Source organism: Vibrio sp. 10N (assembly GCF_036245475.1).
Lineage (GTDB): Bacteria > Pseudomonadota > Gammaproteobacteria > Enterobacterales > Vibrionaceae > Vibrio.
This window is the reverse complement of sequence record NZ_BTPM01000001.1, coordinates 2,289,534-2,312,181: the sequence shown is the minus strand read 5'-3', so window position 1 is coordinate 2,312,181 and position 22,648 is coordinate 2,289,534. Positions and strand designations below refer to the sequence as shown.

At 46.9% G+C, this 22,648-nt stretch carries 30 protein-coding genes and 1 pseudogene; 22 read left to right on the top strand and 9 right to left on the bottom strand.

The features are described 5' to 3' along the window. Positions 1-13 precede the first annotated feature (13 nt). Positions 14-727, bottom strand: coding sequence for a pseudouridine synthase (locus tag AAA946_RS10760; protein ID WP_338164859.1), 714 nt, complete (start codon positions 725-727; stop codon positions 14-16). A gap of 314 nt (positions 728-1,041) precedes the next feature. Here AAA946_RS10760 and AAA946_RS10755 point away from each other — a divergent pair, with 314 nt between their 5' ends. After that, on the top strand, positions 1,042-3,264 hold the full coding sequence (locus tag AAA946_RS10755) for an NADP-dependent isocitrate dehydrogenase (protein ID WP_338164858.1): 2,223 nt from the start codon (positions 1,042-1,044) through the stop codon (positions 3,262-3,264). Positions 3,265-3,405: 141 nt separating this feature from the next. Here the strand turns inward: AAA946_RS10755 and AAA946_RS10750 are convergent, their stop codons facing one another. Further along, positions 3,406-4,389 (bottom strand): phage integrase, encoded by a 984-nt coding sequence (locus tag AAA946_RS10750; protein WP_338164857.1) that lies wholly within the window; start codon positions 4,387-4,389, stop codon positions 3,406-3,408. Beyond that, on the bottom strand, positions 4,386-5,048 hold the full coding sequence (locus tag AAA946_RS10745) for a helix-turn-helix domain-containing protein (protein ID WP_338164856.1): 663 nt from the start codon (positions 5,046-5,048) through the stop codon (positions 4,386-4,388). The genes AAA946_RS10750 and AAA946_RS10745 overlap by 4 nt, the downstream gene beginning before the upstream one ends. 107 nt (positions 5,049-5,155) lie before the next feature. Here AAA946_RS10745 and AAA946_RS10740 point away from each other — a divergent pair, with 107 nt between their 5' ends. From AAA946_RS10740 to AAA946_RS10645, 19 genes are all read left to right on the top strand, one after another. Further along, on the top strand, positions 5,156-5,407 hold the full coding sequence (locus tag AAA946_RS10740; RefSeq protein ID WP_338164855.1) for a hypothetical protein: 252 nt from the start codon (positions 5,156-5,158) through the stop codon (positions 5,405-5,407). Between the two features lie 205 nt (positions 5,408-5,612). Beyond that, positions 5,613-5,831, top strand: coding sequence for a hypothetical protein (locus tag AAA946_RS10730; RefSeq protein ID WP_338164853.1), 219 nt, complete (start codon positions 5,613-5,615; stop codon positions 5,829-5,831). Positions 5,832-5,834: 3 nt separating this feature from the next. Further along, on the top strand, positions 5,835-7,727 hold the full coding sequence (locus AAA946_RS10725) for a replication endonuclease (RefSeq protein WP_338164852.1): 1,893 nt from the start codon (positions 5,835-5,837) through the stop codon (positions 7,725-7,727). Positions 7,728-7,800: 73 nt separating this feature from the next. Further along, a complete protein-coding gene (locus AAA946_RS10720; protein WP_338164851.1) occupies positions 7,801-8,109 on the top strand; it encodes a hypothetical protein in 309 nt (102 codons plus the stop codon). Next, entirely contained in the window at positions 8,102-8,620 is a 519-nt protein-coding gene (locus AAA946_RS10715; RefSeq protein ID WP_338164850.1) for a hypothetical protein, read from the top strand. The genes AAA946_RS10720 and AAA946_RS10715 overlap by 8 nt, the downstream gene beginning before the upstream one ends. Then, positions 8,613-9,050: a hypothetical protein gene (locus AAA946_RS10710; RefSeq protein WP_338164849.1), complete on the top strand. Its 438-nt coding sequence runs from the start codon at positions 8,613-8,615 to the stop codon at positions 9,048-9,050. The genes AAA946_RS10715 and AAA946_RS10710 overlap by 8 nt, the downstream gene beginning before the upstream one ends. After that, entirely contained in the window at positions 9,025-9,774 is a 750-nt protein-coding gene (locus AAA946_RS10705; protein WP_338163415.1) for a hypothetical protein, read from the top strand. The genes AAA946_RS10710 and AAA946_RS10705 overlap by 26 nt, the downstream gene beginning before the upstream one ends. Before the next feature lie 125 nt (positions 9,775-9,899). Then, positions 9,900-10,028 (top strand): hypothetical protein, encoded by a 129-nt coding sequence (locus AAA946_RS10700; RefSeq protein WP_275426429.1) that lies wholly within the window; start codon positions 9,900-9,902, stop codon positions 10,026-10,028. 3 nt (positions 10,029-10,031) lie between these two features. Further along, positions 10,032-10,865 carry a major capsid protein P2 gene (locus AAA946_RS10695; protein WP_338163416.1) on the top strand — a complete coding sequence of 278 codons (834 nt, stop codon included), beginning with the start codon at positions 10,032-10,034 and terminating at the stop codon, positions 10,863-10,865. Between the two features lie 11 nt (positions 10,866-10,876). After that, entirely contained in the window at positions 10,877-11,212 is a 336-nt protein-coding gene (locus AAA946_RS10690) for a hypothetical protein (RefSeq protein WP_338164848.1), read from the top strand. Continuing rightward, complete coding sequence (locus tag AAA946_RS10685) at positions 11,212-11,337, top strand: hypothetical protein (RefSeq protein ID WP_338164847.1); 126 nt, start codon at positions 11,212-11,214, stop codon at positions 11,335-11,337. Before AAA946_RS10690 ends, AAA946_RS10685 begins: the two co-directional genes overlap by 1 nt. 1 nt (position 11,338) lies before the next feature. Next, positions 11,339-11,530 (top strand): hypothetical protein, encoded by a 192-nt coding sequence (locus tag AAA946_RS10680; protein WP_338163419.1) that lies wholly within the window; start codon positions 11,339-11,341, stop codon positions 11,528-11,530. Beyond that, positions 11,527-11,901: a DNAase gene (locus AAA946_RS10675; protein ID WP_338163420.1), complete on the top strand. Its 375-nt coding sequence runs from the start codon at positions 11,527-11,529 to the stop codon at positions 11,899-11,901. Before AAA946_RS10680 ends, AAA946_RS10675 begins: the two co-directional genes overlap by 4 nt. Positions 11,902-11,904: 3 nt before the next feature. Then, complete coding sequence (locus AAA946_RS10670; RefSeq protein WP_338163421.1) at positions 11,905-12,423, top strand: chemotaxis protein; 519 nt, start codon at positions 11,905-11,907, stop codon at positions 12,421-12,423. Then, complete coding sequence (locus AAA946_RS10665; RefSeq protein WP_338164846.1) at positions 12,420-13,139, top strand: hypothetical protein; 720 nt, start codon at positions 12,420-12,422, stop codon at positions 13,137-13,139. The genes AAA946_RS10670 and AAA946_RS10665 overlap by 4 nt, the downstream gene beginning before the upstream one ends. A gap of 2 nt (positions 13,140-13,141) precedes the next feature. Further along, positions 13,142-13,873 carry a hypothetical protein gene (locus tag AAA946_RS10660; protein ID WP_338164845.1) on the top strand — a complete coding sequence of 244 codons (732 nt, stop codon included), beginning with the start codon at positions 13,142-13,144 and terminating at the stop codon, positions 13,871-13,873. 5 nt (positions 13,874-13,878) lie between these two features. After that, on the top strand, positions 13,879-14,358 hold the full coding sequence (locus AAA946_RS10655) for a structural protein (RefSeq protein ID WP_420884605.1): 480 nt from the start codon (positions 13,879-13,881) through the stop codon (positions 14,356-14,358). Between the two features lie 97 nt (positions 14,359-14,455). After that, on the top strand, positions 14,456-14,656 hold the full coding sequence (locus AAA946_RS10650; protein WP_338164844.1) for a hypothetical protein: 201 nt from the start codon (positions 14,456-14,458) through the stop codon (positions 14,654-14,656). Further along, positions 14,649-14,807, top strand: coding sequence for a hypothetical protein (locus AAA946_RS10645; protein ID WP_338164843.1), 159 nt, complete (start codon positions 14,649-14,651; stop codon positions 14,805-14,807). The genes AAA946_RS10650 and AAA946_RS10645 overlap by 8 nt, the downstream gene beginning before the upstream one ends. Before the next feature lie 30 nt (positions 14,808-14,837). On the opposite strand, the gene AAA946_RS10640 is transcribed toward AAA946_RS10645, so the two are convergent. The 3 genes and pseudogenes from AAA946_RS10640 to cspD all read right to left on the bottom strand — a co-directional run bounded on the left by AAA946_RS10640 (position 14,838) and on the right by cspD (position 17,393). Further along, complete coding sequence (locus AAA946_RS10640) at positions 14,838-16,361, bottom strand: hypothetical protein (protein ID WP_338164842.1); 1,524 nt, start codon at positions 16,359-16,361, stop codon at positions 14,838-14,840. Between the two features lie 77 nt (positions 16,362-16,438). Further along, a pseudogene (locus AAA946_RS10635) lies at positions 16,439-16,966 on the bottom strand (site-specific integrase); the annotation flags it as partial. 205 nt (positions 16,967-17,171) lie between these two features. After that, positions 17,172-17,393: a cold shock domain-containing protein CspD gene (cspD, locus tag AAA946_RS10630; protein ID WP_162631321.1), complete on the bottom strand. Its 222-nt coding sequence runs from the start codon at positions 17,391-17,393 to the stop codon at positions 17,172-17,174. Between the two features lie 585 nt (positions 17,394-17,978). On the opposite strand from cspD, the gene clpS reads away from it, so the two are divergent. Then, positions 17,979-18,299: an ATP-dependent Clp protease adapter ClpS gene (gene clpS / locus AAA946_RS10625; RefSeq protein WP_338164841.1), complete on the top strand. Its 321-nt coding sequence runs from the start codon at positions 17,979-17,981 to the stop codon at positions 18,297-18,299. A 41-nt stretch (positions 18,300-18,340) separates the two neighbouring features. Continuing rightward, positions 18,341-20,623, top strand: a complete 2,283-nt coding sequence (clpA, locus tag AAA946_RS10620; protein WP_338164840.1) for an ATP-dependent Clp protease ATP-binding subunit ClpA — start codon at positions 18,341-18,343, stop codon at positions 20,621-20,623. A gap of 123 nt (positions 20,624-20,746) precedes the next feature. Here clpA and infA read toward each other — a convergent pair whose 3' ends face one another. The 3 genes from infA to aat all read right to left on the bottom strand — a co-directional run bounded on the left by infA (position 20,747) and on the right by aat (position 22,470). After that, positions 20,747-20,965, bottom strand: coding sequence for a translation initiation factor IF-1 (infA, locus tag AAA946_RS10615; protein ID WP_001040192.1), 219 nt, complete (start codon positions 20,963-20,965; stop codon positions 20,747-20,749). 81 nt (positions 20,966-21,046) lie between these two features. Continuing rightward, positions 21,047-21,745: an arginyltransferase gene (locus AAA946_RS10610; RefSeq protein ID WP_338164839.1), complete on the bottom strand. Its 699-nt coding sequence runs from the start codon at positions 21,743-21,745 to the stop codon at positions 21,047-21,049. Beyond that, complete coding sequence (gene aat / locus AAA946_RS10605; RefSeq protein WP_338164838.1) at positions 21,745-22,470, bottom strand: leucyl/phenylalanyl-tRNA--protein transferase; 726 nt, start codon at positions 22,468-22,470, stop codon at positions 21,745-21,747. The genes AAA946_RS10610 and aat overlap by 1 nt, the downstream gene beginning before the upstream one ends. Between the last annotated feature and the right edge of the window lie 178 nt (positions 22,471-22,648).

The following is a 22,648-nucleotide window of genomic DNA, read 5'->3' as shown; positions in this document are numbered from 1 at the left end:
GATCATTTTTATTTTAAGTCAACGCCGTGGCCGGAACTTCGCGCCATTCCCCAGGCTGAAGCGAGTTCAAGGCAAACTTACCCATACTGGCTCGAATAAGGCGCAAGGTTGGGAAGCCAATATTGGCCGTCATTCGGCGTACTTGACGGTTTCTACCTTCGATAATAGTAATACTTAGCCAAGTTGTGGGAATGTTGGCTCTAAAGCGCACGGGCGGCTCTCTGTCCCATACATTTGGCTGTGCCATACGCTCAACTTTCGCCGGTAGAGTGGGGCCATCTTTAAGTTCGACGCCGTGTCTCAACTTATCCAAATCCGCTTCACTTGGATCACCATCCACTTGAACCCAGTACGTTTTTTCTGACTTAGATTGAGGTTGGGTGAGTCTCGCCTGCAGAACGCCATCGTTAGTAAGCACCATTAAGCCTTCGCTGTCGCGATCTAGCCTTCCTGCGGCATAAACATCTTTAACTGGGATGTAATCTGCCAGCGTTTTTCTTCCCTCTCCGTCGGTAAACTGACTGAGCGTATCATAGGGCTTATTAAACAAAATGACTTTACGCTCACTGGGGGCGGGGCGCTTTTTATCGGGGCGCGACACTGAGGCCGGTTTGCGTTTTCGACCCGGTCCAGATTGCTGGCGTTTTTGTTGGCTTTTCTGTTTGAATTTATCCGCGGATGAACGGTTAGGACGAGAGGAGCCTTTACGCGCTGTTTTAATTGTCATGTTAACTACCTTGCAAAAATGTAAACAAACTGTGTGGTTTAGTTTTGTCTACGAGTGTTTTGAGCTATCATGAGCGCGCTCAAAAACAGGAATAACGCACAAGATAATAGACTAATTGACCAATTTTGTTTAATTATAAGTGCTTAGGATTTCGTTCGACTGAATAAAATTACGCCAAAACCTTGGGTTTTCATCTGAAACTGTCTTAGATTTGCCCGTAGCTTGGCGTCCAGTCGTAACGTTTACGCCACCCAAAAGTGGGGGGCGTTAATTGATAAGGGTGCTCAGCCCGATTAGAACGATAGGGAAATTTCATGCCTACAGAAAAGCCGACAATCATCTATACCATTACTGATGAAGCGCCAGCGCTGGCAACATATTCATTGCTACCGATCATTCAGTCTTTCACCGCTTCTTCAGGTATTGATGTTGATACACGAGATATTTCACTAGCAGGGCGTATTATTGCTAACTTCCCTGACTACCTCAAAGAAGAGCAGCGCATTGGTGATGCACTGGCTGAACTTGGTGAACTGGCGAAAACGCCAGAAGCAAACATTATTAAACTTCCAAATATTTCTGCTTCAATCCCTCAGCTTCAAGCGGCAATTAAAGAGCTGCAAGCGAATGGTTACGATCTTCCAGACTACCCAGAAGAGCCTGCAAATGCAGAGCAAGAAGCAGTAAAAGCGACCTACGACAAAATCAAAGGCAGTGCGGTAAACCCAGTCTTGCGTGAAGGTAACTCAGATCGCCGCGCACCGCTGTCTGTTAAGAACTACGCGAAGAAAAACCCACACTCAATGGGTGCGTGGTCTAAAGATTCTAAGTCGCACGTTGCGAGCATGTCTGGCAATGACTTCTTCGGCAGCGAAAAGTCGGTGACAACAGAGAGCGCAACAGATGTGCAGATTCGATTCACCTCAGCGTCAGGCGAAACAAAAGTTCTCAAAGAAAAAGTTGCGCTTCAAGCAGGTGAAATCATTGATGCTTCAGTGATGAACAAAAATGCACTGGTTACTTTCTTCGAAGAGCAAATTGAAGAAGCGAAGAAACAAGATGTGTTGTTGTCGCTACACATGAAAGCGACCATGATGAAGGTCTCTGATCCGGTCATCTTTGGTCATGCAGTCAAAGTGTACTATAAAGCTGTCTTCGACAAGTACGCGGCACTATTTGATGAGCTAGGTGTTGACGTTAACAACGGTATTGGTGACGTTTACGCGAAAATTGCTTCGCTACCAGCAGCGCAAAAAGCTGAAATTGAGGCTGATCTAGCGGCAGTATACGAAACGCAACCACCACTAGCGATGGTTGACTCTGACCGCGGTATCACTAACCTGCATGTACCAAGCGACATCATTGTTGATGCGTCTATGCCAGCAATGCTGCGCTCTTCTGGTCAAATGTGGGGCCCAGATGGTAAGCAGAAAGATACTAAGGCAATGATCCCAGATCGCAGCTATGCAAGCATCTATCAAGCTGTGATTGATTTTTGTAAGCAGCACGGCGCATTTGATCCGACGACAATGGGTAGCGTGCCTAACGTTGGCTTGATGGCACAAAAAGCAGAAGAGTATGGTTCACACGATAAAACATTCATCTTGGATGCTGCAGGTACGGTCTCTGTTGTTGATGCAGAGGGCAATGTGCTTATTGAGCAATCGGTTGAAGAAGGTGATATCTTCCGCATGTGTCAGGTGAAAGATGCACCTATCCAAGACTGGGTGAAACTGGCTGTGACGCGTGCACGTGCTTCAAGCACGCCTGCGGTATTCTGGTTGGATGAAAACCGTGCACACGATGCTGAGCTTATCAAGAAGGTGAACCAGTACCTACCAGAGCACGACACAGCAGGTCTTGAAATCCACATCAAGTCGCCTTTAGACGCGACGCTATTCTCGCTAGAGCGCATTAAAGAAGGTCTAGATACCATTTCTGTCACAGGTAACGTACTTCGTGATTACCTGACGGATCTATTCCCGATTCTTGAGCTTGGTACTTCTGCGAAAATGCTGTCTATCGTACCGCTTATGAACGGTGGCGGCCTATTCGAAACTGGTGCTGGTGGTTCTGCTCCTAAGCACGTTCAACAGGTTCAAAAGGAAAACCACCTACGTTGGGATTCTTTAGGTGAGTTCTTAGCATTGGCTGCATCACTAGAGCACCTTGCGGTTGTCTCTGGTAAAGAGAAAGCGAACGTTCTGGCCAAAGCGTTGGATGCCGCGACAGGTAAATTCTTAGATGACAACAAGTCACCATCACGTAAAGTGGGTGAGCTTGATAACCGAGGCTCTCACTACTACCTGGCGCTGTACTGGGCCCAAGCACTGGCAGTACAAACGGAAGACGCAGAGCTTGCGGAAGAGTTTGCCCCAGTTGCGGAGCAGCTTGCATCGAACGAGAGCATCATTGTTTCTGAGCTTAATAATGCTCAAGGTGTGGCTGGCGACCTTGGCGGCTACTATCAGCCAAGTGACGCGAAAACTTCTACGCTGATGCGCCCAAGTGCAACGCTAAATAGCATCATTGGCTAATAGCGATTAGACATAAAAAAACCACCTTCGGGTGGTTTTTTTATGTCTTAAGGAAATGTAATTAGAAATTAAATCCTTATTTTACAGTGTATTGCAGCCCGCTTTGATGTGGTTAAAGGTCATAAGAAATTATATGTGTGGTCACAATGTGGACATTGATAGCGGGTTCATTCTAACTGCGTCCTGAAGAAAGTCGGGAGCAAGGTGGGCATAGCCTAGTGTTTGCTTTATATCGGAGTGCCCAAGGATTTTTTGTAGTGTGAGGATGTTGCCACCATTCATAATAAAGTGACTTGCAAAAGTGTGGCGTAGAATGTGCGTTTTCTGACTTTTTGGTAACTCAAACTCCAAGTCTATTAGTATCTGTCGCAGTTCTTTTTGAAAGTCGTAAGGGAATAGTGCCCCACCGCGTTTTGGGTAAATTCTCTCGTAGAGTTCTTCACTAATTGGAACTGTTCGAGGTTTATCAGTTTTAGTTTGCGTGAACCTTATGCGATGTGGAGATAGGTTACTTGATTTAAGCAGTATCATTTCACGCCAACGTGCGCCAGTTGAAAGACAAATATCAACGGCGTTTAGCATCATCTCATTACTTTGGATCTCTGTTCTTAGAATCTTGATTTGCTCCAACGTTAAAAAAGCCATTTCTTCTCTTTTTACTGTGGGGCGTTTGATGCCTTTTAGCGGGTTCTCATGGTGGTAGTTACCTGACTCAATGAGCACGGTAAAAACGTTACTCAAGCACTGCATTGAGCGTCGAATTGTGCTGTCTTTGAGATTTCTGCTTTGCATGTCTGTGACCCAATCAGAAATGAGCTTAGCATCAATCTTGTTAGCTGCGGGGTCATCTAGTTCCCGACAAAAACGCGCAAGGTCGCGCTTGTATGGCACGGCTGTTCGTTTAAATTGTCCTGAAATAGTCCACCAAACCTCAATGAGTTCGGATAGATTTCTAGTGTCTTTGGGCTTGCTTATCCATTCTTTGTTGTGCTCAGTGGCTAGTATGTGTTTTTCATACGCTAGCGCCTCAGATTTTTTATCAAATTTCTTGCGAAAACGTCTGCCTGTTCGCCCTGCTGGACGAACATCGACAAGCCATTTATCACCGTCTTTTTTGATTGTCATAGTGAGCGCATTACCATTGCAGCACGACCAATGATTTTTAGTCGGTTTAAGTCTTCGCCAAACATTGAGAAGTTTTCATAGTCGGGATTATCAGAGATGATTTCGTACCCTTGCTCTAAGATGTTCCACTTCAAGCGCTTCACATACACCATGTCATCTACTCGAATTACGTAGACGCCATCTTTCACAGGCTCTGTTAACTCGCGGGTATCAACCAAGATTCGGTCATTGTCGTTCATAGTAGGCAACATGCTTGAGCCTGAACAAAAAACAACGGCGGTCAATTGAGGCTGTAGCCCCAAATCTCGGATAAGTTGCGCTGAAACGGTGAAAGTACCTGTTTGATGTTCACCACTAACTAGCTTGCCAGCACCCGCAGCGGCATTGACGTTAAACTCAGGAATTGAAACGGAATCGTCGTTAGGTGCAGTATCGAAAACGTGCGAAACGTTACTTTCGCCAAGTGTGCCGTACTTCTCATTTAGCGCTTTTACTACATCATCATGAAAATTGGAGATATGGTACTCCAACGCCCTCCCGTTACCCGAAGCCTTTCTACTTAACCAATTGTTTCTACGGGCTTTTTGTCCTATTCCCGTTAAGGAGTTCGGCATTCCTTCTAGACCTAAAAGCTCATTGCTAAGAAACCATTCACGCATAATAAACCTTAATCAAACATTGACAGATGGACTCGTTGCATATTTAATGAACCTTAATAAAACATGATAAACCAGTAAGTTCACTATAAAACGAGAGATACTAAAACATGATAGACCATAATGAAGTGTTAAGAAAAGAACCAAAGCATCAATATGCTCCTTTTGTGACTCCTGAGAAGTATGCCGAGCTAGCAGGTTTTACGGTTGATGCGGTGAAGTGCCAAGTTCAAACGGGTAAGTTGCCAGTAATTCGCCGTGAAGGTGGTCGCCGAGGACGCACACTAATCAACATGAAAGCACTTGAAGAGTATGCGCAAGAGCAAGCTCAAGAGTTCACTGATTGGAAAGCTGCGATTTAAGGGGCGATTATGCAAACCACTACGACACCCATTCACTCAATTAGTATCGACTTTTCACATTCGAGCGAAGCGTTGGAGCTTTTCAAGATAGTCAAAGCGCGTTTGGATTGGCTTAGCCCTAGCTCTCCTGAGTTCGCTTTTTTGCATCCCGTATATTTGCAGCTCAAGCAAGACGTTGAACTGTTAGAAAGCTTGGAGGTTTAGTTTGGACGTTGACTATACCCCAGCAATCTCAATTGTTGACGCGCCAATCAGCGACCCAATACATGCACCCTGTGAAGATATGGCGGGGTGCGCCAACTTCGACCCTGACAAGAGTGAGAAGTCAGCGCGTATGGTTGAAAAGCTACGCTCTGAGCTTGGCTTGAACCGCCCACGCGCTCGCAAACTCAACGTTAACCCTCTGACTTGGACTAAGCGTTAATCAATGCAGAAAATCGGTAAAACCACCAATAATCCGTTGACTAAGCTCCCGACCAATCTGCGTCAGGAGCTTGCAACGTATGTCATGAAAAACCAAGCCACGGCGCCGCATTTAGCGATGGTAGCGGAAAAGCATCAACCGCTATGTGGTGCCACGCCCAAAGAGCGCGTGTTTGAGTTCGCTCACCAAGTCGCTAACAAGTTCAAGCTACCTAATGATATTCGCAACTACCTTGATAAAGCGTCAGCGGTTCGTTTTCGCAAGTACGGCTTTAAGCGCGCATTGCAGTTCATTGAGTCGCGCAGTGCGGCGGCATCGTCAGCGCTTGGCGTATTGCCAGAGCCATATTGGACTATCAACACAGAGTTAAAACGTGCTCGCCTTGCAACTGAGTTATCAGGGCGCGCAAGTTTTCACTTTGAACTCGTCGCCAAGACAGGCGGCACGGCGTTTGATGCGATTAAACGCATTCATGAGTTTGTTGGGGCTTGCCTTTGGATGCCTCAATTTGAAGTTGCCAACGATGAAGATGAGGCTTATTCCATCCTTGCCCGTTTGCTTGATGAGGGCGTATGGCGCCGAGCTATCGACAAACAGACCATTGCAGCGTTTGAGAATGCGCGCAGGGCGGCGGGAATGGTATCGCCGCACATTTCCCCTTATGCGTCGATTTCGGCGTGTGAGTGGCTCAAGATTCGCCAAGAGCGACAGCGTGAGTGGCTAGAACTCATGGCGATTGAATCCGTTGAGGGTGATGTGGTGGAAATGTCACAGGTGCATGAGTCGTCACAGTCCAATCCTGTTAATCGTCGTCATGAACTCATGACCCGTATTGCTGGCTGTCAGGAATATGCCGACTCAAACAACCACGCCGCTATTTTTATCACCATGACGGCACCTAGCCGTTTTCACCGACTGACCAAGCGCGGTGAATACTGGATTGAAAACGCCCATTGGGACGGTGGCACACCGAAAGGTGCTCACGCTTGGTTGTCTATGTCTTGGAATCGCTTTCGAGCATGGGCGGGGCGCCATGACTTGACCTATTACGGGATGCGAGTCGTGGAGCCACACCAAGACGGCACACCGCATTGGCACGGCGTGTTTTTCATGCCGCTTGAGCAAATGCCCGTGTTTATCAAAATGCTTCAGGAATACCAATTTCAGCGTGACAGCGATGAGCTTTATTTCAAGAACGGAGACCCTAAACACCGAGCTATGAAAGCGCGCTTTGAGGCTAAGATGTTGGACGGCACCGAAGGCGGCGCTGTGGCTTATCTTGCCAAGTACATTTCTAAGAACGTAGACGGCTTTGGGCTTGAGGATTTATCGGATCTCGACAACAAGAAAGCCAAGCTACAAGACACGGTGAAAAACGTCACCTCATGGTCGCGTACCTTCTGTTTTCGTCAGTTCCAGTTTCAAAAAACACCGTCAGTCACCGTTTGGCGCGAGCTAAGACGCATTAGCGACGAACAAGAATATTGCACCTTTGAGAAGGCGCGCCGTGCGGCTGATGCAGGTTTCTTTTCTGCCTTTTTCGATTACATGGGCGGTCACAGACTGCCTCAATCCATGCGCCCAATTACCACCAAGAAAGAAGCCAAAGAGAACAAATACGGTGAAATGACAGCGCGTGTTATTGGGCTACGTGGAAGCGGTCTAGAAGTGCTCACCCATGAGATAGAGTGGAAGCTCATCAAAAAGCCTTCCGACTTGTCGGAGGCTTCTTCAAGAAAGCGGGAGCTTGCGCCTTGGTCTAGTGGCAATAATTGTACGCAGAAAATTTCGCCACCAAGACAACAACAAATCATTGATAACTTTTTCCTGTTCAACGAGCTAGATAGGTTTGGCTCGCCAGAGTGGGAGGGGTTCGCCGCCAGAGGTGGCACCTAGCTTACTGCCAACGATGTGAATCAGGGGCAACCTTACCAACAAATTAACCAACGTCGAGAGACAGGGGAACACCATGAAAACCATGACCAAAGATGAGTGCCAAGCCGAGCTTGCGCGCCTTAACACCATTGACGCACTGGAAACCGAGTTAGAAACGGCGTTTGATACCGTCAAAGACCTGTCACCGAGTGAGCTTTTATCACTGGCGCCCAAAGTCCTCATGGGCGGCGCAGACCCGCTTTCCATGCTTGGCTTAGACCCCAAGCTCATCGACAAAGCAAAACTGGTCGCCAAGTCTAACCGAGTCATTCGAGCGCAGCGCAAACAAGCGCTTGAAAAGCAGTTGAATGCAGTGATTGAGGAGGCGACCACCGATGAGTAAAACGCCCAATCCAGTTCGCGGCTATGTGCCGTGTCCTGTTTGCAGCAGCACTGCCACCGTTCACATGGTGGGGGAAGGTCGCTTGATAGATAGCGGGGAAACGGTCAAGAACGGTCGTAACCTTGGTTTGCTCTATTACAAGTGCCCTAACTGCGGCAACAGTTCAATGAGCAAAACCGTGAGCGGCTATTGCTCTGACAACATGACCGAAACCGCCGATGCGCTCCAAGCCTTATCTGACAAGGTTGAGCCAACGGTGAGTGAGTCGGTTGAACCAACGGTTGAAAGCGTTGAGAGTATTTCGCCTACGGTAACCCCTCCCGCCGAAGTGCTGCCACCAACCGAGCCAAGTACCACTGAAACCACTGAGTCAACACCGCCAGAGACAAGCCTGAAACCTCAAATCTTCAAGGTTGCCGCCTGTCTTGGCGTCATTGTCGTGTTGCTGTTTGCCATCAAACGCATGTTAGCCAAGCCACAACCGAGTGAGGAGGGCGATAGTCATGAGTAACCCAACCGTTGAAACAAGCGCTGACAACCTTGATGAGTTGGATGCGTACATTGCCAACCTCAACAATGAGCCGTCAGCACAAGAAGGGGCGTTAGCCTCAGCAGGTGTTGAGCCAGAGGTCGATACAAGTGAGGCGTTTGATGCACTAGTCACAACGGGGCTTGTGGTGGTTGAGCAAGCTGTGTCGATTCTCAAAGATATTGATTTTGAGTTTGATGAGCGCGCCAAGCAAAGCGTAGTGAATGCGGCTCGCCCTGTTGCCAAGCAATACGGCGGGGCACTGCTCGACCAATGCGGCGACTACATGAATATCATGACCCTTGCCTTGGCCATCCTTGGTTTGTGGTGGGCATCGAAAAAGCAAATCACCGCCCTTGAACTGAAAAAGCAGCAGGAGGCCGAGCGTGACTCTCATCGTAAACCCGATTAACTCCAACCCTTCCCATGATGCCGAGCACACAGTGTACCTTGGCGGTACGGGCAGCGGCAAAACCAGTGCGGTGAAATACATGGGGCTAGTACCTAAAAAGTCACAAGCTCTGTTCTTTGACCCGTACCGCAACTATGCAGGTCAAAAGTTTCACGGGCAAATGTGCCACGGCTTTACTGACCCCGCCAAGTTTATCAAGGCGGCGGTACAAGGGCGCCGTGCGGGGTGTTCGTTTAAGCTCGCCTACATTCCCCCAAAGGGCGCGTGTATGTCCGAGCTTGAAACCTTCAGCGCGATTGCTTGGGCGCTGGGCGATGGTCATAAACCCAAACTGCATGTGGTGATTGAGGAGTTGGCAAGCTGTGCGGAAACTTCAGGCAAGCTTGAAGGCAAAACGGGTGAATTGCTTCGTGGTGGTCGCCAGTTTGGTCATGTGGTTCACACCATCTTTCAGCGTGGGCAAGAGGTACCCAAAACCGTGACCAACCAATCAAGTGTGTGGTGGCTCGGTGCGGTCAACTCTGGCGTTGATGCCGATTGGGTCGCCAAGCAAAAAGGGGTGCATTCTAACGAAGTTGCCGATCTCAAAAGTGCCAAGGTCAATAAGCAGTGTATCGGCAAAGCGATTGCTGAATACCTGATTATTCGTGACGGCATCGGCAACCTAGAGCGCGGCGCGCTGAACTGCGAAACGGGCAAAAGGCTCTCACGAAACTACCGCTAAACTCTCATTTCAACCTATAGGTTAAAAGTTATACCTATAGGTTGAACCTTAGTGACGAAATCCCCGCCACCTGATTTGATAATGACTCCTTTAACCGTTCCAACGCTGTGAAGCAGGGGAAACACATGAAAGCAACGCACAAAACAATGCTAATGACCATCGTGGTCATGTTGATTGCATTGGCAGTCATTAACAACGTAGGCGCGCTCAAGCCTATCAAAGAGCAAATCAATGGTAACTCAGGGTGGTTTTAAGCTATGGAACTACTAAACACGCCATTTAACCCGCGCCCACTCGATTTAGACCCTGTTGAGGGTGTGAATTGGGGCAACCAAGCCACACTGCGCTTGGTCAGTGGTCCAACTTACCAATCCATCGAACTGGTCACTGATATTACTGACCCTGCCGATGTTGAGCGTGTACGTATCACGCTGAACGGTAAGGAAGTGTATAACCTGACAGGTCAAGACTTGGTTGACCTTCAAGAACACCGTAAGCAATTTACTCAAGAAGGTCGCTACGTTATCCCATTTGCGGATTTAACCCTTCGCACCAAAGGCGGCGTTCGTACTGGTGAACTGGTCACGCTGCAAGGCGAAATCTGGTTTGTGTATATCCAGCTTGCCTCAAAAGCGGGTGGTACGCCTGCGCCAAGCATTCGTGCTCGCTCTCATACGACAGCCGCACAATCAAAGCGTGTTTACCTACCACGTATCTATTCACTGACTTGGTTCGCCAGCGCGACAGGTCGCACCCCGTTCGACTTTGCCGAGCGTTCACCCCTGTTTTCACTCAAACGTGTGCACTTCAAAGACTCGTCTATTGACCGTGTTCGTGTTCTGCGTGACAGCGTGGAAGAAATCAACGTCACTAAAGCGGATAACGCTTTTGACTTGGCGATTTCAGGTTTAGAGCAGAACGCAGGTTGGTTCAGCCTTGATTTTGTTCGTACTGGTTTCGGCGTTGAGGGTCGCTTGCCAACTAATGCAATGAAGCAATTGCAGTTCGAGCTTGATAAATCACAACACGGCAGTGTGCCCGTGCTGATTGAAGCGATTGAGCAAGTGGGCGTTATCGCACAACCAAAGTAAGGGGGTGACCGATGGAAAACCCTAGTGTGACGCAAACTGTCACAAGTGGTGGCGGTTGGTTCGATGGCATCTTAGAGGGTGCAGGTGAGCTTGTGGGTGGTGCCGTCGATGTGGTCGGTGGGTTTGGTGAGGATTGGCTTGGTATCAAGATGGATAACGAGTTAGACCGCGCGAAGTCTGCCAGCCCTGACGAGAACCGCGCCAATAACAACGACTATCAGCAACCCAACGGGCAACCCGTGCACACCACCTCTGGCGGCATGCAGTGGCAGACCGTGGCAATTATCGTGCTCATTGCGTTAGTGGTACTCGGTGGCTTTGCTTTTGCGCTCAAAGGGGGCAAGTGATGCCGATTCTTTACTTGGGTTTGGCGGGGGTAACCCTTGGGTTTCTCACCGCCAAGGAAATTAACAAATCGGCGTGGCTTATCGTGGTCATTTTAGCGCTGATTATCTGGATGAAGATGGGTTGATATGTTTGGAGCTATGACCAGCTTAACGGGTGGCGGTGGCTTAACGGGTGGCAGTGCTGGCCCGTCTACCGCAACCAGCAGTAACCAATCGGGGCAATCTATTGGCGGCATCAACATGGGCGGGGGTGTCAGTCCTTGGCTCATCGTCGCGGTTATCGTGCTGGCGGTAATTGGCTTAAAGGTTCTCAAATGATTCAAGTGGTAACGCATTCTGAAAGTGTGCAAGAGCGATTGCGTGAGGCATTTCGCGCTTGCCCTGACGATTTTGAATTGATGCAACGCGCCATCGCAAACGACACGGTAAGTCTTTATTTGATTAAAGGTGAAGATTATTACCTGACGGTAGCGGGTGAGGTCGTTGGTGACTCTTATTTCGTTTGGGCAGTGGTGGGTACTGGCGCAGTACAAGCGACGCGAGAACTCGCGACTTACGTGAAAGGCAGCGGATTAAAAGCGATTACCACAAAAACTTATTTTCCGTTGGTGGCTCGGCTTCTAAAACGGCTCGGAAAGGTGACAACCAATGAGCACGGCGACCACCAGTTTTTACGATGGGAGGTGTAGCGCATGGGCGGCAGTTCCAGTTCAAGCAATAGCACCAGTACAAAAAACACCAGTAGTCAAAATGCCATTAGCGGCGACAACCTTGGTATTGCACTAAGTGGGGTTGAAGGCTCAACGATTAACGCCACGGTCACCGACCACGGCAGTGTTGAAAAAGCATTTGATTTAGGTCAGCACTCGCTTGATTTTGCGGGTGACGCGCTTGATGAGTCATTTGAATTTGCCAGTGGTGCAATGAGCGAATCTTTGGCGCTGGTAGACCGAAACACAGAAAACAGTTTGCAGTTCGCTGCGGGCGCACTCAACGAGTTCAGCTCGACCAATAGCGAGAACCTGCAAATGATGGCAGGACTTGCGGGTAACCAAGCGGCTCAAAACACCGAGAACCTTGCCAAGCTCACCGAGCTTGCGAAGTTCAAACAAGACAACGGACAAAGCGCACTCAACAAACAGCAATTGATACTCATGGCAGTGATTGTGTTGGTACTGGGCTTTGTGCTGGTTAAGGCGGTAGGCAAATGAACCTAAATCTCACCAAGGGGCAAACCATTCCCCTGACCATTGATTCTACGTGGCTCTTTGTTGAGTCGATTTCAGGCAAGTTATCGGTGCAAATTGATGCGACAGGGGAAAGCTTCTCGCTACCCAATCGCTCGGTGTTTCGCTATGGCAAGCCATTAGGTCGAATCCTTCTTTCTGGTGAAGGGGCGCTGTCTCTTGAGCATGGTGTGGGTGATTTCACCCCGCCAGTGGAAGGGCAAAAACTCGATATTCAAACTATGCCGTCAGTCAGTTTCTTGCCAGGTCAAACGGTAGGGGTAACCGAGTTACCCAAAGTCGAAATTGAAGTAGGGCAAAGTGTTGGCGTGTCCTCTCTGCCAAAGGTGCAGATTGAAGATGGTCAGCAAGTTGAAGTTAAAACCCTGCCTGACGTTCAACTCAAAAGCGGTCAGTCGGTGAATGTTGGCACCATGCCAAGCGTTGAACTGGCAGCAGGGCAAACAATCAAGGTGCTCTCTGGTAGCGCACTTTCATCACTGAGCGGAGAAATGCCGTTAGAGGTACCCGCTAACCCCGCCCGTAAAGGCGTCATCATCAAAGCTAGTAGCGCTAATGCAGGGCTAATCAGTCTTAACGGCTTTGAGCTTACGGCAGGCGAAAAGCTTACGGTTGAAACTGCCGCCACATTCACATTAACAGGAACCGCGCCCGATAAAGCGCAGGTATTGGAGTATTAATCATGTCTAACTTTCCAGCGTTACCCACGGGCAGCAGCCGCAACAAAATAGAGTTTCTTTATGACCTGCTTAGTGGTTTGGGTGGCGGCGGTAGCACCGAGTTAATACAAACTATGGTTACCCCAATCCCCAGCACATCAATGAGCGCGGGCTTTAGCGAGAAGAAATTTGCGTTAAAAAAACTCATGCCGAGCACCAATACGGCGGGAGATAAAGCGTTTTACCAGTACCAGAATGACCCAGAAACAAAAGTGATGGTGAATGGCTTGGTTGAGCAGTTTAAAGATGAAGACCCCGCCGCGATGGTTGCACTCACGTTCAGCCTGAACATTCCATTTCGCATAGATTGGGCAAATGGCGGTACCGACTTAACAGACGCCGAAAAAGTGTCACTAAGTCGTTTTGTGCGTGGTTCGATGAGCTCTTACATCATGGAAGCAGAGACTTATATCTTTGATGAAAAAATCCATCTAGTTAGGACTGGTGAGGGCTCAACGGGTCAAAGCTTTTTCTCTTTTCTGGGTGAGTGTGTCGCGACGGTTTTTGTCCGTGACATAGTGGAAATATTCGACCGATATTTCGAAGGCTTTCCCATTGAAATTGGCATCAAAATGCACGGTGATTTGGACGGAGCTGACACCAAGTTCAACGCGGCGAATATCTTGTTTGAAGATTCGGGAACGTTGCGACTCGTCGGGTCTGAAGTTATTGCGCCACCACCAATGCCAGAGTAATCACCATGCGTCTAATCATCATTGTTCTGATAGTTGGTGCGCTGATGATTGGCGCACCCAAAGGGGTAAACATCGTGAAATCACAACTCAATCGCGGGATTCGTAACAACAACCCGCTCAACATTCGCATTAGTAACAATGCTTGGACGGGGAAAGTCACGCCTTCCAAAGACAAGGCGTTTGAAACCTTCTCGCACTCGAAGTACGGCTTTCGCGCGGCGACCAAGCTCATTCGCAACTACCAAAACCTTTATGGGCTAAACACCCTTCAAGGGATTATCAGCCGCTTTGCGCCAAAGAGTGACAACAACGACACCGATAACTATGTGCAGTTCGTGGCGGGTCGGCTCAATGTAGGCGCCAGTACGCCGCTCAACCTCTTTGATGATGAGTTTATGACTCGCCTTGTGCATTCCATGTCGATTATGGAAGTTGGGCGTTACTACTCATTAGAAGATGCGGCGCAAGGGGTAGCACTAGCATGACCCAAAAAGAAGTAATACAACGTCTAGCGGTTGGCATCCTGACCGCTTTAATCAGCGCTTATATCTGGAAGCGCATCAACGGTTAGGAGTAACAACAATGAAAATAGATTTGAAACAGGCATCGACAAAGAAGGGGCTTGCACTCATTGGCGCAGGTGTAGCACTGGCAACAGGGCACCCTGAACTATTAACCGCGAGTGTGACGCCTGAAGGTGTGCAAGTGGGTGGCTTGATTGGTGTGGCTGCGCCGACTTTGTTGGGTTTGTGGGAAGCGATCCGGGATGAGTTTAATGGCTGAGTATCAAACAATAATTGTTGCTGCTGTTAGTGCGCTATCAAGTGGTGTCGGTGTGGGAGTAGCGCTTAAAACAGATATTAAGTGGCTGAAGATTATGATGGAAAAGATGGAGCGGCGACTCACGCAATTAGAATTGAAAAGCCCAAATTAATTGGGCTTTAGTTGGATTGCTTCAAGAGAATTATTTACCGTGAGTGGATTTGAATAGCTCTGTAATGTCTTTTACTATGTTGTTATTGAGAGTGTTTGATACATGATGCTTGCTGTCAAAAACTTCGGTTATGAGCTTAATTTTTATGTCACGTTGCAGCTTGATTATTTCATCGTCAGACTTCTGTCCAAGATCTAATGAATCAGAAATTTGCCGTGCTAGAATGCCAGCTTTAAGCATCGTCATTTTTTCATTGTTGATGGAAACGATTTGTTTAATTAGAAAAAAGAGAGTGGCAGAGAGTGCCCCTATCGTTAGAGCGGTAGCTGTCATTAATGGAAGTCTACTTAGTAATATGTCCCAAGGGCTGGCATCTAATAGGACGAGCTTTGTGAGTAAGTTTTCAAGGGTTATTGCATTCTGATAAAGGTGATTAACGAAACCGCATAGAGCCACAAGAACTAATGTGGCAACGAAGTAATATCCAACTAACTGTATCTTGGCTTCATTCGTATGTGCTATCGACTCATAATTGGATAGAGATTTGTTTTTTCTTGCTTCACTAAGTTCGCTACGAATTGAATTCAGTTCTTTTTTATCATCTTTCAGCTGTTCTTGAACGAAAGAGTGGTCTTGTCTATCTCTAGTTAACAGCCCAGACAATTTTTGGTGGCTCTCTTCGAGCTCCTGTACTTTTTTATTTCCTACCTCAATGGAATCTTGGATTTCATTCTGTAGTTTAGTAGCCGAATCCATGCTTTCATTCAGGCTTAGTAGTCTTGTTTCAATGCTTTCTTTTTGGCGATCGAGTGATGATATTTCGACTTGCAAAGAGTTATATCGAGCACTTCCCTCACGGATCAAATCTCTAGCCTGAACAATAGTACTTTGCCATGCAAGTGTTGCTTCGGAGCCAGAGTTTCGTAGTTTTAGGTATGCCCCTTGGATTTTGATGATGAAGTCTTGGTCTTTAACAATACTTCGTATGGGCAAAGCGGTGAGAGACTTAAAATGGCAGTTATTAGGAAGTATTAACCCTGATACAAAATCATAAATTTCAAAGGTGGTTATGCTTGTTGTCATAGAACTTTTAGCATTCCCCAAAACATCACGACTAATGATTTTGTTCGCTACTTTTTTTTCTGTTGAACCGTAGGAGATTAGTCGAACAATCTTCGCAGAATCTGAAGCGAGAAGGTCACCTAACTTAAGTTCAGCAACAAGCATTGGTTCGTCAAATATGATGACGTGCTCTCCCAATAGGGCTGACGGCTCATAGTTAGATAAAGACAACGTTTCTTTTAGTTTACTTTGAGATTCGTTAGATTTTATGGATAGAGAGTCGCTATATAATAGGTTTTCTGAGTTTTGATGATATCTATGAAAGGCAGTATTGATAGCCTCCGTATATTCGTTGACGGCTTTTCTAACATCGCTGTCGTTTGGCTCAGGGAGGTGTACGTTAAAGAAATCATCGTCATGATCTGATTTGCTACTTTTCATTTTATAGTCTGCTTGTTGCAATAAATACGGTAATAATACAGAGGTTTGCATCCTCTTTCATTGCTTTGGCGCTAGTCTGTGATCAATAGTTCACACGCTAAAACCTATCGATGTTGAAATTGCAATAATTATCGATGAAGCTTGTGGGGGAATAGTTGTGTATATACCTGCCACAATATGTTTAGGTTACGGTGCCCTGTCACTTGAGCAACTTCCTCTATTGAGTAGCCTTTCTCAAACAAACGACTAGCCCCCTCACGACGTAAATCATGATAACGTAAATCTTCAATCCCTAGCTTATTCCTAACTCGCTGAAAACCTGCTGTCACACTTCGAGAGTTAAAAGGAAAAATCAATTCACTCTCTTTTGGTTGGCGCATAGCAATATCAAACGACTCAGCCAACAAAGGAACAATCATGTGATTCCCCTGTTTCTTGCGTGGGTCTTTACGGTCACGCACCACCACAGTTTTATGTTCTTCGTTGATATCTTCCCAACGCAGAGAGCAAACCTCACCAATCCTCATGCAAGTCAAAATGCTAAACTCAAGGATATCGACAAATGGGATGCGAGCTTGCCCATTGGCTCTGGCGTTTTGGCGCTCAATCTATCCTTGCGTGAGCGCTTCGAGTTCGTCACCAGTAGGGCGGCGAGTTCACTTATCACTTTTATGATTTAGTTTAGATGGCGTGGTCATTATGTGGACGTTGTTTTTGGGCTTTGTTTTTAACTGTATTTAAATGTCTGAATATATTGGCTTTTTTGGTGGTTCTGATGCATAAAAAAACCACCTTCGGGTGGTTTTTTTATGTCTTACGGTCAGTATGTTCGGGTAATTCGTATTGATTAGTAAATGACAACTACTTCGCTAGATCACCTTCTACCGGTGTGACTACGCTGGCGTGATAGCCCTTTGGACCTTCTTCTACTTCATAGTTCACTTGTTGGCCGGCCTTCAACGTGCGGTAGCCATCCATTTTGATTGTCGAATAGTGAGCGAAAATATCGCCGTCTTCACCTTCTGGACAAATAAAGCCAAATCCTTTGGCATTGTTAAACCATTTTACTGTACCTATCGCCATGCTATACATCCCTCATGCATTTTGTAACTGAAGTTGTGGTAGAAGATACTGACCGACGGTAAATCTACGTACTTCAATGAGACTATCTGTTTTGAATCTTCGTACCTAACCACAGGGCAGTTCTCTTACAACAGGCGTCACGATGGCGCGTTATGCTCAATTGGAGCCCTTTTGCTGTGAGAATTTTCCGATGGTTTGGGGCATAGTGATTCATAACTTGTTAAATTTTAGTCACTAGTTAACCACTCTAGTCAAACATTGAGCGTAGTCAATAGGAAATAGGCATAAATAACTACATATTCTATACATATGCGCTTTGGTTTTAACAAATGTGCAATAGAAAGCTTTTGTTTACATGCTCTTAATGTATGCTAGACAAAAGGAGGAATAACTTTTTTCAACGTGGCTCATATGTGACACACTCTAATAGCATTGTTTTGTTTGCAGCGATACAATTGGTGCATTAGTCTCTTTATAAGAGATGTTTTTCGAGTGACAGACACTGAGAGCACATTGGCGTTTGCTATAACTCCAGTTACTGACACAATGTTATGAATTTTAAAGAAAACTCTCAAACATTTGGCCATGAGTAAAAATTTTGAATGGGTGACTCCAGACTCAGATTTATTGGAGAAAGAAAAAACTAAGGTTGAGCCACCGGCGCTGTATAACGTTATTCTCAATAACGACGACTACACTCCGATGGACTTTGTTGTAGAAATCTTGGAACGCTTTTTTTCACTCAACGAAGATAAAGCAACGCAGGTGATGCTGGCTGTACACTACGAAGGCAAAGCCGTATGTGGTACGTTTACCGCTGAAGTTGCTGAAACGAAAGTTGCTCAAGTGACCATGTATTCAAGGGAAAATGAACACCCACTATTGTGTACCATGGAAAAAGCCTAATTTTCGCTTGAATGGCGTTTGCCATTCCCTAGGAGGTACTTATGCTGAACAAAGAACTAGAATCGAGTCTGAACGGTGCATTCGCTCGTGCCCGTGATAAAAGACATGAATTCATGACCGTAGAGCATCTCCTTTTAGCTTTGTTGGAAAATGACTCGGCTAAAGAGGCCCTTACTGCTTGTAACGCAAACCTAGAAACGCTGCGCAACGAACTCGATATTTTTATCGACCAAACGACGCCGCTTATCCCTGACTCTGATGATACCAGAGAGACACAACCAACTCTGAGTTTCCAGCGAGTACTTCAGCGTGCTGTTTTCCATGTTCAGTCTTCTGGCCGCAGTGAAGTCACTGGCGCTAACGTTTTGGTTGCGATTTTCAGCGAACAAGAATCACACGCCGCTTACCTCCTCAAAAAGAACGACATTAGCCGCCTAGATATTGTGAACTTTATCTCTCACGGCATTACTAAAAATGCCGGGCCTTCAGGTGACGAGCCGTCGAGCGGCTCACTGGGTGGCAGTAGTGAAAGCATTGAAGATGCAAACAGTGAAGATCGCCTGGAGAGCTTCGCGACTAACCTAAACCAAGTTGCGAAAGCGGGTAACATCGACCCATTGATTGGTCGAGACAAAGAACTCGAACGCACCGTACAGGTACTTTGCCGTCGTCGTAAGAACAACCCGTTACTCGTGGGTGAAGCTGGCGTAGGTAAAACTGCGATTGCTGAAGGTTTGGCGTGGAGAATTGTCGAAGGACAGGTGCCGGACGTGATCAGTAATAGCGTGATTTATTCGCTTGATATTGGTTCATTGCTGGCAGGTACTAAGTACCGTGGTGACTTCGAGAAGCGCTTTAAAGCAATTCTAAAGCAGCTAGAAAAAGAAGATGATGCAATCCTCTTCATTGATGAAATCCATACCATTATTGGTGCTGGTGCTGCATCTGGTGGTCAAGTTGACGCCGCGAACTTAATCAAGCCGCTTCTGAGTAGCGGTAAGCTTCGCTGCATTGGTTCAACGACTTACCAAGAGTACAGCAACATCTTCGATAAAGAGCGTGCGCTGTCTCGTCGATTCCAGAAAATCGACGTAGTGGAACCATCACTTGATGACACCACCAAGATCTTAATGGGTTTGAAACCGAAATACGAAGAACATCACGAAGTCCGTTATACCAACAAAGCGCTTCGTGCTGCGGTAGAGCTTTCGGCTAAATACATCAATGAGCGTCACTTGCCAGACAAGGCCATCGATGTGATTGATGAAGCCGGCGCTCGTAGTCGATTGGTACCTGCAAGTCGTCGTAAGAAGACGGTTAGCGTTGCAGATATCGAAGCTATGGTAGCGAAGATGGCTCGTATTCCAGAGAAATCCGTGTCATCGTCTGATAAAGATATTCTTCAGAACCTTGATGAGAAGATGAAGATGCTGGTGTTTGGTCAAGATCAAGCCATCGATGTGTTGTCTGAAGCCATCAAGATGACTCGTGCAGGTCTTGGTAATGATGACAAGCCAGTAGGTTCTTTCTTGTTTGCAGGTCCTACCGGTGTTGGTAAGACGGAAGTCACGGTGCAGCTATCAAAACTGCTTGGTATTGAGTTACTTCGTTTTGATATGTCTGAATACGGTGAGCGTCACTCTGTCAGCCGCCTAATTGGTGCCCCTCCAGGTTATGTTGGTTATGACCAAGGTGGTTTGCTTACTGATGCGGTCATCAAGCACCCTCATTCAGTGGTACTTCTTGATGAAATTGAGAAAGCACACCCGGATATCTTTAACTTACTCCTACAAGTGATGGATAACGGTACACTGACGGATAATAACGGTCGTAAAGCCGATTTCCGCAATGTTATTCTAGTCATGACCAGTAACGCTGGTGTGACAGAAACTGAGAAGAAATCGATCGGCCTGATCCAGCAAGATCACAAGCCGGATGCGATGGGCGCTATCAAGCGTGTGTTCACGCCGGAGTTCCGCAACCGCCTTGACGGTATTATCTGGTTCAATAGCCTAGATGATGTTGTTATCCATCAAGTGGTTGATAAGTTCATTGTCGAGCTTCAAGCTCAGCTTGATACGCGTGGTGTATCGCTTGAGGTTTCTGATGAAGCGCGTGATTGGCTTGCAGTTAAGGGTTACGATAAGACCATGGGCGCACGTCCAATGGGCCGCGTAATCCAAGATAAGCTTAAGAAGCCACTGGCTAACGAGCTTCTGTTTGGTAGTCTGGTTGACGGTGGTACGGTACGCGTATCGCTTAAAGATGATGACCTCGTGTTCGACTACGTTGGAGCGAAAGAAGAAGCTGAAGCTCATCACTGATAGGTTATGAACATCACAAAAAAACGTGCGAGTAATCGCACGTTTTTTTTATCTACTCAGAATGATACGCAATAAAAAACGGAGCGATTGGCTCCGTTTTTTATTGCATTCGGCAATCGTAGATTAACGAGCGCGGAAGACGATGCGGCCTTTAGACAGGTCGTATGGAGTCATCTCTACAGTTACTTTGTCACCAGTAAGGATACGGATGTAGTTTTTGCGCATCTTACCAGAGATGTGTGCAGTTACTACGTGACCGTTTTCTAGTTCAACACGGAACATTGTGTTTGGTAGAGTATCAAGGACAGTGCCTTGCATCTCAATTACGTCTTCTTTAGCCATTTAATCCTCTTTCGAAATGTGGCGCTTTTAACGGCGCGCATTGTGCCGTTAAAATCTCAATAAGTAAAGTTGCGGTGTATTCTACCCTTGCCAACGCTGATTTACTAGCCTTTGATGACGTTGGAAACGGGTTTTGTAGTTCATTGCTGCACAATCATCGATCTGATAACCCAAGTAGAGCCACTGCTTTTGATATTGCCGACAGTAATCAAGCTGACAAAGTACTGCATACGTCCCTAGAGAGAGCGCGTAGTCGGGATCAAAGAAGGTATAAAATGCACTGGCACTATTGTCGAGCACATCGGTAATGGCGATAGCGATTAGCTTGTCGTCGTCGAAGATGTGCAGATAGTGCATGCTGAGCCATTGGCACTGAGCAAATTCAAAAAACTCTTTTTCACGTGGTGGATACATAGAGCCTGTGGAATGACGCCCTTCGATGTACTTTGCATAGAGAGCAAACCAGTCTTCATCAAGCTCAGTACGTATTTCCCAGCGCAAATGTTTCCCTTTAGCAAGTAGACGCTTTTGACTCTGCGAAGGCTTAAAGTCCGGCACTGATACGCGCAGCGCTTGACATGCTTGGCATGCATCGCATTGTGGTTTGTACAGCGTATTGCCGCTGCGACGAAACCCGTTGGCAAGCAACATTTCAAAGTTGTCTTTATTGTGCATATCTTTTTCCAGCACAATAGCGACGCGCTCCTCTTTCGAGGTTATGTAGCTACAAGGCTGCTTTCGGCTTAGCCCTATCCGGATTTGTTGCACGGCCATAGTCATCAATTTTCACCTCTTTCTTTAGGCAATGATAGCGTTTGCGGTGAAAAACAGGAAAGTTCGATGGCAGATTGTTGATGTTGCTGCAAGCTGGCAAGAAAATCTTCGCGGCTCATTTCGATCGCGCCAAGAGACTCTAAGTGAGGGTTCATGACCTGACAGTCGATGAGCTTTCCCCCAGATTGCGTAAAGTGATGACAGAAATACCACAAGGCTATTTTTGATGCATTGGTGGCCAGTGAAAACATGGATTCGCCGCAGAAAACCTGACCGATAGACAGTCCATATAAGCCGCCGACCAGTTTGTCTTCTTGCCATACTTCTACCGAATGACAGTAGCCCCTCTGGGACAGCTCGATATAGGCGGCACGCATATCGTCGTTAAGCCAAGTTTCCTCCTGAGGTCGCGTACTTGAGCAATATCCTATGACTGCTGCTGTATCCTGATTAATCGTGACCCGGTATTGGTGTTTACGTTGGAACTTTTTGAGACTTTTTGAAGGCTTGTAAGTTTGAGGTATAAACACCGCCCGTGGAGATGGACTCCACCAAAGCAGCGGTTCGTTAGGGCCAAACCATGGAAAGACACCGCTTTGGTACGCGCGAATGAGGCGCTCGGGACGTAGGTCCCCCCCAAATGCAAGGAGTCCGTTAGGTTCTTCTAATGCCTCGAAGGGAGAGGGAAAGCTCAAGTCTTCAACATCCAGCTCTGGAAGATAAATGGTCATACGAAAGTGGCTCTGAATTCTGTTGTTTTTGCACTGTACTAGCTAGCTAGTATTTGTTCGGTTGTTTTTTAACCCGTAATGGCATGATTAGGGGTAGCGCTGGGTCACTATTTTCGATAGTCTGCCAGTACGAAGAATTATAGAGGATACTTCACGTTAGGATCGAAGTATCGACAAA